Here is a 12816-nt window from a genome sequence, read left to right on the forward strand (position 1 = left end):
CCCCGCTCAGCCAACATCCCCTACGCGTCGCGGCGGCGCAGTGCCGCCCGGCCCAGCAGCAGCGCGGCGGCGGCCCACCCGGCAAGCAGCAGCAGCCCGACCACTGGCGGGTACGGCTCGGTGTCGCCGGCCAGGAAGTGCCCGCCGGCCACGCCGGGGAACACGTCCGCGATCCGGTTCAGCACGTCGATGTCCGGCTCCTGGAGCGACAGCGGCACGATCATCAGGGTGGCGAGGAGGACGGTGAGTGTGAGCACCGCACTGCGGAGCGCGGCGCCGAGGCCCAGGGCGAGCACGCCGATCAGCGCCAGGTAGGTCGCCACCGCCACGATGTCGCCGATCGTGTCGGCGGCCGGTGCGCTGCCCCACTCGCCGAGCACCGGCCGGGCCACCAGGGCGCCGACGCCGCCGAGCAGCAGACCGAGCGCGAAGGTGACCGCACCGGCGACCGCGGCCTTGGCCAGCAGTACGCGACCGCGGGACGGGGTGCACTGCAGCGTCGTGCGGATGGTGCCGCTGGTGAACTCGGCGGTGATCGCGAGCAGGCCCAGCGCCAGCACCACGTACTGGGTCATCTCGACCGAGTCGATCAGCACGCTGCCGACGGTGACGATCCCCCTGTCGTCGGTCGGGTCGTCGTTGGTGTTGTCGTTGGCGGCGTAGATGGCCAGTTGACCGGCGCTGGCGGCCATCACGAGCAGCCCGGCCAGCGCCGTCCACCAGGTGCTCCGCACCGAGGAGAGCTTGGTCCACTCGGCGGCCACGGCGCCGTGACGGGTGCTGGTGCTCATCGCGCCCCACCTCCGGTCGGGCCGCCGGCGTACTCGACGCTGTCGGCGGTCAGCTCCATGAACGCCTGCTCCAGCGACGCGGCGTGCGCGCTCAGCTCGTGCAGTCGTACCCCCAGTTCGTGGGCCAGGTCGCCGACCTGGTCGGCGGTGGCGCCGGTGACGGTCAGCTCGTTGCGGTCGGCGGCCTCGACGCTCGCCCCGGCGGCCGTGAGGCGCGCGGCGAGCGCGGCCAGCCCGTCCGGGTGCGGGCTGCGGACCCGGACCGCGACAGTGCTGCGGGCGATCACCTCGCCGATCGGCTCGTCGGCGAGCAGCCGCCCCCGGCCGATCACCACGAGCTGGTCGGCGGTGAGCTGCATCTCGCTCATCAGGTGACTGGAGACGAAGATCGTCCGCCCCTCGTCGGCGAGCGAGCGCATCAGCTGCCGCACCCAGCGCACCCCGTCCGGGTCGAGTCCGTTCACCGGCTCGTCGAACATCAGCACCGGTGGGTCGCCGAGCAGCGCGCCGGCGATGCCGAGCCGTTGGCCCATGCCGAGTGAGAGCGTCCGCCCCGGCTTGCCGGCGGCCCGCCCGTCCAGCCCGACGGTGTCCAGCACCTCGTCGACCCGGCGGGTCGGGATGCCGTTGCTGTGCGCCATGGCCCGCAGGTGCGCCCGCCCGGACCGGGCCGGGTGGATGGCCCGGGCGTCGAGCAGCGCGCCCACCTCGTGCAGCGGCCGGCGCAATTCCCGGTACGCGCGCCCGCCCACCAGGGCCTGCCCGGCGGTGGGACGGTCCAGCCCGAGGATCATCCGCATGGTGGTGGACTTGCCGGCGCCGTTGGGGCCGAGAAAGCCGGTGACCCGGCCGGGCGCGATGTCGACAGTCAACGCGTCGACGGCGACTGTCGACCCGAACCGTTTCGTCAACCCACGTAATGTGATCATGCGCTGACGCTAGGCGAGCGGTCTGCCGCCCCGCCGCGCCCGAACGGCACCACCGACCCCTGACTTTCGTCAGGTCGGTGGCGGGCTGATCACCGTACGTACTGCTCCAGCAGCGCCGGGGTGAGCCCGGCCCGGTGGATCGCCTTCAACGCCGCGAGCAGGTCGTCCATCAGCGCCGGTCGGAAGTGCATCAGCAGCACGTCGCCGGGTTGGACCACCTTCTCCGGTGTCTGGTAGCGCACCTTCCCCTCGTGGACGGTCTCGGTCCAGTGGAAGACGGCCTTCGCGCCGCAGTCGTGCGCGGCCTTCAGCGTGGTGCTGTCATGCTCGCCGAACGGTGGCCGGAACAGTGTGGGCCGCTTGCCGAACAGCCCTTCCAGCTTGTCGGCGGCGCCGCAGATCTCCTGCTTCTGATAGTCGTACGACCGGCCGGCCAGCGAGTTGTGCCTGATGGTGTGGTTCTCCACGACCCCACCCACCGCCTCGATCTGCCGGAAGTAGTCGGTGTGCTCCGCCGCCGCCGGCGAGTTGAGGAACATCGTCACCGGGATACGCGCCTCCCAGATGAAGTCGATCACTTCCGACGGGCGGGCCAGCCCACCGTCGTCGATGGTGATGAAGGCGACCTTCTGGTCGGTCGGCAGGCGGTGCCAGAACGCTGCCGAACCGGTGGTGGGCAGCGGTACCGGTTGCGGCAGTGGCGCCTCGGGGAACGTCGGCACCTGGGACACGTACCAGGCCAGGCTCTTGAACGCGGGTTTCGCGGTCGGGGACGGCGAGACCGAGGGGGTCGGCACCGGCGCGGACGGAGTCGGCTGGACCGCTGCGGCCTGCCGCGCGTGCGCCGAGTGGCTGGGACCGACTGTGCAGGCAGTCAACGCCAGCACTGCCAGAAGCGTTACGACGGCAGGGATCCGACGGGTGGGGATGGCTGACACGCCCGGAAACATACCGAGCGGATGTCAGGATCCGGTCAGCCCGGTGGCCTCGGGGAGGCGGCGGACCACGAACGCGTCCGGCATCCGGAAGGTGAGATTGTCCGGGCACCAGGGCGGACGGAGCACCGTCACCCCGTCCAGCAGCGGCGCGGCCTCGGCCACCACCACTGCCGCCTCCATCCGGGCCAGCACGTCGCCGACGCAGCGGTGCGCGCCCGCCCCGAACGCCAGGTGTCGGCGTGATCCACGCTGGCCCGGACGGAACTCGTCGGGCGACTCCACCACCGCCGGGTCCCGACCGGCGCGGCCCAGCCACAGCACGAGGCTGCTGCCCGCCGGCACCTGCGTGCCGCCCAGCGTGCTCTCCGTCGTCGCCACCCGCCGCCAGGTGACGATCGGTGGTTCCAGCCGCAACCCCTCCTCCACCACGTCGGCCACCGCGACCTCGCCGCTGCGCAGGCCGGCCCGGACGACGGGCTCGTTGGCCAACCGGTGCAGTAGCAGTGTGAGGAACTGCGAGGTGGTCTCCTGCCCGGCCACCAACAGGAAGAAGAGGGCGCCGACCACCACGTCCGGCGGGTGCCCGGCCGCGCGTAGCTCCCCGGCCAGACCGCCCCCGACGGCCGCGAAGTCACGCAGTACGCGGTGGAACCGGCCTACCTCGGTGGCGAGCGCCACCTGCCGGTCGGAGTCCAGTGGTGCCCAGAACAGCTCCAGCGCGGCGCGGGCGAACTCCTTGACCGCGCCGACCGGAGCGTCCGGCAGCTCGACCAGCCGGGCCAGCACCAGCAGCGGCAGGTCGGCGGCGAGGTCCGCGTACAGGTCGACCGGTTCGCCGGCGTCGAGCGCGGCGTCGATCCGGGCGACCCGCTCCCGGACCAGCGCGGTGAGCCATGGCCGTTGCGCGGCCACCCGGGCGGGGTGCAACGCCTCCGCGACGATGGCCCGGATCTGCGGATGGCTGGCGCCCGAGTTGTTCGCCAGGGTCGGCGGCAGCCGGAACCGGTGCCCGGCGAGCACCCGCAGCGCGGTCACCGGCATCGGAGTCACCGCGTCCAGCGCGTTGTCCGGCCGGTAGGTGACCGGGTCGGCGAGGACCTGGCGGACCAGCGCGTGCCGGGTCACGACCAGGTGGGTGCCGCCGACGTGGTCCGGCACCCGGGCCACGTCCGGCCATGCGGGGTCGGCCACCTGCGCCCAGCTGCGGAACAGCACCCGGACACGCTAGCTGGAGGCCCCCGGCAGCCCGGCCCGCAGCCGCCAGACGGTGGTGCGCTTCACCCGCACACTCTCCAGCGCCTCCGGCACCGGCACGTCGTATTCGGCCACCTCGTCGAAGCGGTCCCGGGGCAGGAACGCCCGGCCGGGGTCACCGACCAGCGCCGGCGCGCCGGCCCGGGCGGCGCGCAGCAGGAACCGCAGGACCCGGCGGGCCATCGCCTCGCTGTAGAAGACGTCTCCGGCGAGCACCACCTCGGCATCCCCGGCGTCGCCGTCGAGGATGTCGCCGAACTCGGCGTCGACGCGTACCCCGTTGGCCTCGGCGTTGAGCGCGACCGCCGCCACCGCCAACTCGTCCACCTCGACGGCCCGCACGGACGCCGCGCCGGCGCGGGCGGCGGCGATGGCCACCAGGCCGGAGCCGGAGGCGAGGTCGAGCACCCGCCGGCCGGCGACCAGCTCCGGGTGGTCGGTCACGTAGCGGGCGAGGGCCTGCCCGCCGGCCCAGGCGAACGCCCAGAACGGCGGCGGCCGGTCGGTGGAGAACTCGCCCTCGGTCAGCTCCCACAGGCCGATCGGCTCGTCAGCCTGGTGCAGCCGCACCTCGGGAACGAAGGCGACCGGGGCCAGCCGGGCGTGCAGCCGGACGAACGTGCTGGAGAGCTCGGACACGGCGTGATTCTCCCAGCGGCCCGACTCCCGGCGTGTCGCGGGGGAGTGGTGACCGGTTCACCACGGTCGGTGAAAACCCACCCTGTCCTTGCCGTCCGGTGCGAACACACCCGTCTGGTCGGTGCGGTCCCCCGCTTCTAGCGTTGCGGGGTGGAGGCGACCGAACGGAGGACGGCGGTGGTGACGGTGTGGCGGTATGCGCTGAGGGCAGGGGTGGTGCTGGCCTGTCTGAGTGGGGTGGAGCTGGCGGTGGCCGCCCCGGCACAGGCGGCCTTCACCACCGAGATGAGCGGCCTGCCGGGACGGTTCACCGCCGGTGAGCAGGTGCGGACGATCTCCGCTGTGGTCTCCCAGACGGACCGGCGAGCCAGGTGCGCGAAGGTGCGCTGGTCGATGGTGCTCAGCGTGCAGGGGGGCCTCCGGCTCGACCAGGTGAAGATGGACCGGGTGGAGGAGACCGGCGACTTTCCGCTGGAGATCCGCACCGAGGGTGACGTGGCCCGGTTGACCGACCGGCAGCTCGACCCGGGCACGCTCTGCCCGGGCCGCACCGTCACGGCCCGCTACCGGGTGGCCTTCGACGAGGACGTCACCCAGGGGCGGGTCACCCTCGCGGCCGAGGCGTACGACGCCAACCTGCGCCTGCTGGCCCGGCAGACCGCCACCCGCTCGGTGGTGGGGGTGGGCGGCGTCCCGACCAGCAAGCCGAAGCCGACGAAGAGCCCGCCGGAGCCCACCGAATCCGCGAGCGCGCCGACCGACGACGAGAGTGCGGCGACCGAGGAGCCGGCCGCCGACTACCCGGCCGACGCCGTACCACCGTCGGCCGACCGCCCGGTGTCGCAGTCCAGCGCGTTCGGCGTGGTGCAGGTCGCGTTCCTGCTCGGCGGGCTGCTGCTCTTCCTCGGGGTGGGGCTGCTGCTGCGGCTGCGGCACCTGACCCGGGCCACGGCCGGGGAGGCCGACGAGGGCGACGACCCCCCGGTGGACCGACGTTGGGAACGCCCGGCCGTCGCGGATCCCTGGCGTCGAGCGCACCGCTGATCGAGGGCAGTGGGGCCGGCGGGTTACCGCCGGCCCCACTGCGTCACTTCGAGAACGCCTGGAACTCGGCGATCCTGACCTGGCTCCGGGCCGGGCTGGCGGTCGCGCAGTCCGTGGTGGTGGCCGGATCGTCGTCCTGCTCGCCCGCGTAGTTCGGGCCGCCGGTGCACTGGCTCGCCAGCACCTCGAGTCGCAGGTGGGTGGCGAGGGTGGTGGGTACCGCGAACGTCCGGAGGTTGATGTCGCGGCTGTACGCCCGATACGCCCCACCGGGGAACGCGTCCGCCGCACTGGTGTAGATGCGCTGCCAGCGCGCCGGATCGGCGCAGTCGGTGGTCGTCGCGTTGCAGGCGGACACCGCGAACGAACGCAGCGCGGTGAGCGCGTTCTGCGCGCCGGTGTCGGCGTCGCCGGTGATCGCCGGGCGCAGCATCGCGCTGACGTTCACCCGCTTGACCGTCTGCGGGGCGTCGCCCGGCAGCGCCACGGTGATCTGCCGGCCGGCGACCCCGTCCACCGACGCCCAGTTCGTCGCCTCGGTGTCGTCGACGACCCGGTCCAGGTTGACCCCGTCGCCGGTGACTGTGGCGCCGGACGCGGCGGAGGCGAGGTTGCGGCTCATCCGCAGGTCGACGTACCCGTCCTGGCCGGCCTTGGCCACCACGCTGAGCCGCTGGTGCCCGAAGCCGGGGGCCACGGCGAGCAGGTCGTACGTGCCGGCCACCATCTCCACGGTGTCCGGGATCGGCGTCGCCGGGTCGGTGTCGGCCACCGGCACGGCCCGCGCCTCGTACGCCCCCACGTACACCCGGATCGGCGCGTCGGCGCTGTCTCCCCGTGGGCGCAGGGTGAGCGTCGCGTTGCCGCCGCGCGGCGAGGCGAAACTCGGCGTCGGGTCGGTGTCGCCGGCACCGTTGGTGGCCGCGTCCCGGCCCATCCCGGAGCGGGCGAACTCGGCCCAGATCAGGTCCTGGTTCGCGCCGCCGAAGCGGAGCAGGTCGGCGGTGAGCATGTTGTCCCGCATGTCGAGCATGCTGACCTGGCTGGCGGCCTGGAGCAGGAACGAGTCGAAGACGAGCTGCGACCAGCGTCGGTTGCCCGGGCACTGATCCGCCGCGACCTTCCCCAGTGCGCAGTCGAGCTGCCGTTGCGGGGTGCCGAGGCCGTACCGCTTCAGCAGGGCGGAGCGGACCCGGAAGTTGGTGGCGCCCCAGATCTCCCCGTCGGCGTGCACCGCCGGGCCGGCCGTGTTGTAGCCGATGTCGGAGTAGTTGAGCGGGCTGCGGCTCAGGTCGTAGTTGCGGATGCCGCTGACCAGGTTGCCGGTGACGTAGCCGCCGGTGATGAAGGGCGTCTCGCCGGGCGCGCGCAGCCCGTGCTGGAAGAGGTACTCGGCGGCGAGCAGGTCGCCCCAGGACTCACCCATCGACCCGCCCTGGTGGCCGCTGATTCCGCTGTCCGGGCCGGCGATCATCCGGTTGGTGATCGCGTGGGTGTACTCGTGACCGATCACCGTCATGTCGTAGTCGCCGTCCACGCACGGCGGGTACGGCCCGCCGGCCTGCGGCTGCCAGAGGTACATGTTGGTGGTCGGCGGCAACCCGTCGCGCGGGGTGCCCTGGTTGGCGTTGTTCCGGTTGCCTGACAACGCGCCCTGCTGGGCACGCCCCTGCTCGGCGTCACCGCCCAGGCCGGACGGGGTGAGGTTGACCGCCTGGAGGTTCCACGCCGACTCGGTGAAGCCCAGCTGGTACGACCAGTCGTGCATCCGGTTGTGCATGGCGAAGAGGTTGGCGATCGACGCGTCCGCGTCGTTGCGCTGTGCGGAGGTGAACACCGCCGGGTTGCACCGGGCCTGGTGCCACTGGTCGGTGAAGGGGTACTCGTAGCGGCGTTCCGGGCTGGTGGGGGCCGGCACGACCGGGGTGTTCGCACCCCAGGACAACACGGTGTTGGCCGAGTTGCCGCGCGAGGTGAAGGTCGGTGTGCCGGTGGCCGAGTCGACGTCCCACTGTTGGCCGGTGGCCGGGTCGCGGAAGGCCGCCTGGCAGCCGGGGGCCGGGTCGCCGCACCAGCGCACCCGGGGGTCCTGCCCGGGGCCGAGGTCGCGGGGCGGGGTGGCCGGGAAGACCGCCCAGCTCGGGTTGTCGGAGTCGAAGTCGACGAGGTCCTCGCGGACCAGCACCTGCCCGGTGCTGCCGTCCACGTAGCTGGTGAACGCGGCAGGGTGCTCGGTGTCCGCGCCGATCATGGTCACCTCGTAGGCGGCCCGTGCCCCGTCCAGCGGGGTGGGCACCGCCACCGACCGGATGGTGTGGCTGGCCACCGCGTCGGCGGTCAGTTTGGCGTCGGCGAGCGCGGCGGCGTACGCCTGCTCGGCGGTGCGGGTGGCCGGCGCTGGCGTGCCGGTGTTGCGGGCCAGCGAGGAGCTGACCGAGAGCACCGCGCCGTCGGCGACCGCGAGGGTGACGAGGCCGTCCGGCCCGGCGGGGAGGTCGCCGAAGCGTTGCCGGAGGGTGACCACTGTGCCGCTGCCGATCGGTCGGACCAGCACCCGTTCCATGCTGGCCACCGTGGCGGCGTCCATGCCGAACAGGTCGTGGTTGGCGGTCAGGTAGGCGCGGGCGGCAGCCTCCGGGTCGGCGGGCAGCCCGCTGGCCAGCGGGCCGCGGCCGGGGCCGAGCGCCTGCGGGGTGCCGAGCCGGTTCCACCGGACGTCGGGGTCGACGGCGCGGGCGAGGCCGCGTTGGCGGGCGTCGGGTGCCGCCGTACCGGTGCGGTTGTCGGCATCGGCGGGCGTGTGTCCCTCGGCGAACGGCCCGGACCGGCGCTCGGCGGACGTCGCGCCGCCGGTGGGGGCCGCGGTGCTCGCGCCGGTGGGGAGCAGCGCGGCGACCGTCGCCGTCGTCGCCAGGATGGCGATGAGCCGGCGTCGACGCCGGCTCATCGGGGGTGACCACTCCGGTTGTGGCACGGGACCTCCTCGTGGGAGCGGGATGGCCGGCGTGTCGCCGGCCACAGATGCGCGGTGACGCATGCGCATCTGTGGATATCAGTCTCCCGAGGTCACGGCAAGGTCCCGAGCCGCTGTCGCACCAACAGATCGAGATCTGGTCAGGCGCCCGGCGCCCAGTCGGGGTCGCGGCCGAACGCGGCCAGCAGGTGGTCCTGCTCGTCGGCGTCGTCGGGCACCTGTACGCCGGTGTGGACCAGATTGTTGCGCCGGTAGGCGTCGATCTGGCCGGCGAACCAGTGGGCGGCGGCGTGCACCGCGTCCGGGTCGAGCCGTGGCTGTGCGCCGATCGCCACCGCCACGTCCCAGCCGTGCACGAGGTGCTCGGCGAGGAGTTGCTGGAGGTACTCGGTGGCCGGGGTGTCGCCGCTGGAGAGGTGCACTGTGCGATCGATGGTGCCGGGGTGGGTGGCGGCGACCTCGGCCTGCGCGGCGGCCTCCCGGGCCGTCGCGATCGGGTCGGCGCCGAGTTGGTCACCGTCGAGCCGGTCGCCGACCTCGTCGATGGTCCGGCCGGCGAGCAGCGGAACGCTCCACCGGTCCTCGCTCACCACGTGGTTGACGAGCGTGCGGACGTCCCAGTCCGAGCAGGGTGTCGGGTCGGACCACTGGCCGGGCTCGATCTGATCCACCCGGTCAATGAACTCGGCCAGGCTTCGGCGGTACGCCTCCAGGAGGTCCATGCTGCCGATTGTTCCGGTCGACGGGGCGGGCTGTGTCCGTTTTGCCCGGCCTGGTGCGGGGGATCGGTGCTGGCCCCGCTCAGTCCAGGTCGGTCGGGTCCAGGCCGAGCTCTCGGGAGGTGACCAGCCGGACCCACTCGCCGAACTGGCGGCGGGAGATCACCCGGTCGTGCACGGCGAGTTGGACGGCGAGGCCGTCCATCACCGCGCTGATCCGCCAGGCGGCCCCGTCGGCGTCGGCGCACTGGAAGGTGCCGTCGGCCACCCCGGCGGTGATCACCGCGGCCAGGTCCTGTCGCCAGCGCAGGTCGAGCCGCCGGGAGACCTTCTCCAGTTCGGGGGTACGCAGCGATTCGGACCAGCCGTCGATCCACATGGACCAGGAGGTCGCCCGCCCGGCCGGGGTGTAGAGCTTGAGGATCCGGCGGAGCTTGGTCAGCGGTGCGGCCGAGGAGCGGGTCACGGCGTCCAGGCGGGCCAGATCCTGCTCGACCGCGTACGCGAATGCCTGTGCGAGCAGCCGCTCCTTGGTGGCGAAGTGGTAGAACACCAACGCCTGACTCACGCCCGCGGCATTCGCCACGTCCGCCGTCCGGGTGTTGGCCAGACCGCGCTCCACGATCACGTCGCAGGCGGTGCGCAGCAGGGCATCCAGGCGGATCTCGGCCGCACGTCTCGTCACGACCGTTACCGTAGCCCATCCGACTGAACACGAACAGTTACCACCGCGCGCCGATCCGCGCGGTGACAGTCGGAAGCCGGACACTTCTTCCGGGTGTCGTCGATCGTTCCATGGAGGGCGTTCGTCGAGGTCCGCTGCGCGCTGTCGGGGCGTGCGGACGTCGATGGTCGGGCCTGCGACGCGATGATGACGATCATTGCGTAGTGATGTCGGAGGGTGACGGGCGGTGCGCGAATGAGGCACCAGATCAGCCACCTAGGAAGCCTGTCGATTGTGGCTCCGGTCCAGCCCCGGCAACCCCTGACGCGCCGAGTCGACCCCGAGTTGGCAGTCAAACACCTACTCGGCTAAAGTTCTCATCCGTCACCCGGGAACGTCCGGGGGCGTGCGGACGTAGCGCAGCTGGTAGCGCATCACCTTGCCAAGGTGAGGGTCGCGGGTTCGAATCCCGTCGTCCGCTCGGAGCTGCCGCCACGCATGACGGGGGCAACCTCGGTGGGGTGGCCGAGAGGCGAGGCAACGGCCTGCAAAGCCGTGTACGCGGGTTCAAATCCCGTCCCCACCTCGGCAACAAGCACGGGCGATTGGCGCAGTGGGAGCGCGCTTCCTTGACACGGAAGAGGTCACTGGTTCAAACCCAGTATCGCCCACCACGAGAACGGCTCGTCACCGGAAGACCCGGTGACGGGCCGTTTCGCTTGTGGCGCCACTGTCGTCAGTCGACGCTGAGCCGGTAGCCGATGCCCCGCACCGTGTGCACGCGCAGGGTGTCGTCGACGGCGTCCAGCTTGCGACGTAACCGCTTCACGGCCGAGTGCAGGATCGACGTGTCGCCGAGGAACGCGCAGCCCCAGACCGATTCGAAGAGCCGCTGGTACGTCCAGACTCCGACCGGTGCGGTGGCGAGTTGGGTGAGCAGGTTGCGCTCCAGCCGGGTCAGGGCCAGAGGTTCGCCGCGCCACGTCACCCGATGGTCGAGCGGGTCGATGGTGAGCTCACCGAGGTTGATCTCGCCGGCCGCGCCGACGGCTGGAGCGGGGGCGGACGCGGACGCGGTGGTGGTGGGCAGCCGCGCCGGCCCGCTGATGACCGGCCCGCCGATCATCGCCTGCAATTCCGCGAGGTCGGTGCAGATCACCAGGGTGCCGAGTCCGTCCAGGCGCCGCACCATCCGCTCGCGCACCGACACGTCGGCGGTCACGCAGAACACGAGGGACACATCGTCGATCACTGTCGTACCTCCCCAGGCGCCAGTAAAAGACAACGCTGTCTGAACCCCGTAGTCAATGGTTTCCGCCAGGAGGGCCACCCGTGATCCACTGCGGCTCGCCGGGACGCGCGCCCGCTCTCAGAAGGTCAACAGGCGGAACTCGCCCACCGGCCGGAAGCCGAGGCCGCGGTAGACCGACTCACCGACGGCCGACGAGGTGAGGGCGGCGGTGCGGGCGCCCCGCTCGGCGGCCAGATCCAGCGCCGCCCTGGTCATTGCCGCGCCGATGCCCCTGCGGCGCTGCTCGGGCTGGGTGCCGACGAAGTAGAGGGTGACCAGACCGTGGCTGATCCAGGCGACGGCCGTCGCGACCACCCGGCCGTCAGCGAGGCGGCCGGCCAGCCGGAGCACAGTGCCGTCGCCGCTGAACGCCTTCTCCCGTTCGATCGTCGCCGCCACACCGTCCGCCGGGATTCCGGACACCCGGGCATACGCCGGGACGAACGTGGTGAGGTCGGTGGTCTCGGCGATCCGCACACCGGCCGGACTCGGCACCTCGGCCACCGCCCCGATCCCCACGGTCATGATCGGCATGCGGGCGACCTGTGCCGCTCCGAGGGCGACCAGACCGTCGGCGGTGCCGGCGTCGCTGTCCGGGCCAACCCACCAGATCCGGGGTACGCCGTGCAGGCGCTCGCGGGCCTCGGCGAGCGCGTCCCGCGGTGTGCGCCCGACCACCCGCAGCACGCCGTTGAGGGGTGCGTGCGGCACGTCACTGCGGTAGGTCGGGAGGTCCGGCCCCCCGCCGACACCGATGTTCCAACCGAGCAGATACGCCCGGTGCGCGGCCAGCACCGCGTCGAGAGGCTCCATGATCTGGATCGTAACGCGGAGGGCGCACGCTCTCGGCCAGCGGAAACGGCTCGGATCGGCCGCTGTGACCGGCGGTACTTTGTCGATCGTTCCAGATAGCGGGTAGCGTTCAGCCATGGCCCGCACCCGTGAGTTCGACCTCGACGCCGCTGTCGACGCTGCCATGGACGTGTTCCGGAGAAAGGGCTACGAGGGCACCTCCATGCGGGACCTCTCCGAGGCGACCGGCCTGGGCAGCGGCTCGATCTACGCGGCGTTCGGCAGCAAGGACGGCCTCTACCTGGCGGTGCTCGACCTGTACCGGCAGCGCTACGCCACACCGATGGTCGATCTGCTGCGCTCGGGCAACGATCCGCGGGCGGTCATCCGTGAGGTGTTCATCGGCGCCGTGGACGACATCACCGGCGACGGCCGGCACCTCTCCTGCCTGATCGTCGGGGCGTCGATGGAACGGGCGCACCAGGATGTGCGGGTCGCCGAGCGGCTTCGCTCGACCACCCAGTCCCTGGAGTTGGCGCTCTACGACCTGCTCGCCGAGGCGCAGTTGCGGGGTCAGATCACCACCGACCGCAGCGCCACCGACCTGGCCGGCTTCCTGGTCACCAGCCTTCAGGGCCTGCGGGTGATGGGTGCCATCAACCCGGACCGGGCGGCGCTGACGCGTTACGCAGAGGTCGCGCTCACCTGCCTGAACTGACCACCGGACACGGCCGGGGCGCCGGTGCGGCGAGCCGGCCGCCTTCGCCGAAGGTGGCCGGCC

At 72.4% G+C, this 12816-nt stretch carries 11 protein-coding genes, 3 tRNA genes and 1 pseudogene; 5 read left to right on the top strand and 10 right to left on the bottom strand.

Annotated elements, in window-relative coordinates; all coding sequences use genetic code 11:
• Positions 1–20: 20 nt before the first annotated feature.
• From AB0B98_RS23390 to AB0B98_RS23410, 5 genes are all read right to left on the bottom strand, one after another.
• Complete coding sequence (locus AB0B98_RS23390; protein ID WP_357365277.1) at positions 21–791, bottom strand: ABC transporter permease; 771 nt, start codon at positions 789–791, stop codon at positions 21–23.
• Positions 788–1720 (bottom strand): ATP-binding cassette domain-containing protein, encoded by a 933-nt coding sequence (locus tag AB0B98_RS23395; protein WP_357365279.1) that lies wholly within the window; start codon positions 1718–1720, stop codon positions 788–790. The genes AB0B98_RS23390 and AB0B98_RS23395 overlap by 4 nt, the downstream gene beginning before the upstream one ends.
• Before the next feature lie 89 nt (positions 1721–1809).
• The gene (locus tag AB0B98_RS23400) at positions 1810–2658 is read right to left on the bottom strand and encodes a polysaccharide deacetylase family protein (protein ID WP_357365281.1); all 849 of its coding nucleotides are present in this window, start codon (positions 2656–2658) and stop codon (positions 1810–1812) included.
• Between the two features lie 24 nt (positions 2659–2682).
• Positions 2683–3873, bottom strand: coding sequence for a cytochrome P450 (locus tag AB0B98_RS23405; protein ID WP_357365283.1), 1191 nt, complete (start codon positions 3871–3873; stop codon positions 2683–2685).
• Between the two features lie 9 nt (positions 3874–3882).
• Positions 3883–4551: a 50S ribosomal protein L11 methyltransferase gene (locus tag AB0B98_RS23410; protein ID WP_357365285.1), complete on the bottom strand. Its 669-nt coding sequence runs from the start codon at positions 4549–4551 to the stop codon at positions 3883–3885.
• A 150-nt stretch (positions 4552–4701) separates the two neighbouring features.
• Between AB0B98_RS23410 and AB0B98_RS23415 the strand changes: the two genes are divergently transcribed.
• Positions 4702–5595 (top strand): hypothetical protein, encoded by an 894-nt coding sequence (locus tag AB0B98_RS23415; protein ID WP_357365287.1) that lies wholly within the window; start codon positions 4702–4704, stop codon positions 5593–5595.
• Between the two features lie 43 nt (positions 5596–5638).
• On the opposite strand, the gene AB0B98_RS23420 is transcribed toward AB0B98_RS23415, so the two are convergent.
• The 3 genes from AB0B98_RS23420 to AB0B98_RS23430 form a co-directional block, all read right to left on the bottom strand.
• Positions 5639–8569 (bottom strand): M36 family metallopeptidase, encoded by a 2931-nt coding sequence (locus AB0B98_RS23420; protein WP_357365289.1) that lies wholly within the window; start codon positions 8567–8569, stop codon positions 5639–5641.
• Positions 8570–8709: 140 nt separating this feature from the next.
• On the bottom strand, positions 8710–9291 hold the full coding sequence (locus tag AB0B98_RS23425) for a TIGR03086 family metal-binding protein (protein WP_238671935.1): 582 nt from the start codon (positions 9289–9291) through the stop codon (positions 8710–8712).
• Between the two features lie 79 nt (positions 9292–9370).
• The gene (locus AB0B98_RS23430) at positions 9371–9973 is read right to left on the bottom strand and encodes a TetR/AcrR family transcriptional regulator (RefSeq protein ID WP_238671936.1); all 603 of its coding nucleotides are present in this window, start codon (positions 9971–9973) and stop codon (positions 9371–9373) included.
• A gap of 387 nt (positions 9974–10360) precedes the next feature.
• Here AB0B98_RS23430 and AB0B98_RS23435 point away from each other — a divergent pair.
• From AB0B98_RS23435 to AB0B98_RS23445, 3 genes are all read left to right on the top strand, one after another.
• Positions 10361–10433 (top strand) — tRNA-Gly (locus tag AB0B98_RS23435).
• A gap of 34 nt (positions 10434–10467) precedes the next feature.
• A tRNA-Cys gene (locus AB0B98_RS23440) sits at positions 10468–10538 on the top strand.
• A 13-nt stretch (positions 10539–10551) separates the two neighbouring features.
• A tRNA-Val gene (locus AB0B98_RS23445) sits at positions 10552–10626 on the top strand.
• A gap of 13 nt (positions 10627–10639) precedes the next feature.
• Here the strand turns inward: AB0B98_RS23445 and AB0B98_RS23450 are convergent.
• Together AB0B98_RS23450 and AB0B98_RS23455 are read right to left on the bottom strand one after the other, a co-directional pair.
• Positions 10640–11162: pseudogene (locus AB0B98_RS23450) on the bottom strand (winged helix-turn-helix domain-containing protein).
• A 159-nt stretch (positions 11163–11321) separates the two neighbouring features.
• Positions 11322–12056: a GNAT family N-acetyltransferase gene (locus tag AB0B98_RS23455; RefSeq protein ID WP_357365291.1), complete on the bottom strand. Its 735-nt coding sequence runs from the start codon at positions 12054–12056 to the stop codon at positions 11322–11324.
• 115 nt (positions 12057–12171) lie between these two features.
• On the opposite strand from AB0B98_RS23455, the gene AB0B98_RS23460 reads away from it, so the two are divergent.
• Positions 12172–12753 carry a helix-turn-helix domain-containing protein gene (locus tag AB0B98_RS23460; protein WP_357365293.1) on the top strand — a complete coding sequence of 194 codons (582 nt, stop codon included), beginning with the start codon at positions 12172–12174 and terminating at the stop codon, positions 12751–12753.
• The last annotated feature ends 63 nt before the right edge of the window (positions 12754–12816 follow it).

Source organism: Micromonospora sp. NPDC048947, from assembly GCF_040649495.1.
GTDB lineage: Bacteria > Actinomycetota > Actinomycetes > Mycobacteriales > Micromonosporaceae > Micromonospora > Micromonospora alfalfae.

What these genes read in the sequence shown, in the direction of transcription:
- AB0B98_RS23390 (WP_357365277.1), bottom strand. Translation starts at nt 791, where the DNA reads ATGAGCACCAGCACCCGTCACGGCGCCGTGGCCGCCGAGTGGACCAAG.
- AB0B98_RS23395 (WP_357365279.1), bottom strand. Translation starts at nt 1,720, where the DNA reads ATGATCACATTACGTGGGTTGACGAAACGGTTCGGGTCGACAGTCGCC.
- AB0B98_RS23425 (WP_238671935.1), bottom strand. Translation starts at nt 9,291, where the DNA reads ATGGACCTCCTGGAGGCGTACCGCCGAAGCCTGGCCGAGTTCATTGAC.
- AB0B98_RS23455 (WP_357365291.1), bottom strand. Translation starts at nt 12,056, where the DNA reads ATGGAGCCTCTCGACGCGGTGCTGGCCGCGCACCGGGCGTATCTGCTC.
- AB0B98_RS23460 (WP_357365293.1), top strand. Translation starts at nt 12,172, where the DNA reads ATGGCCCGCACCCGTGAGTTCGACCTCGACGCCGCTGTCGACGCTGCC.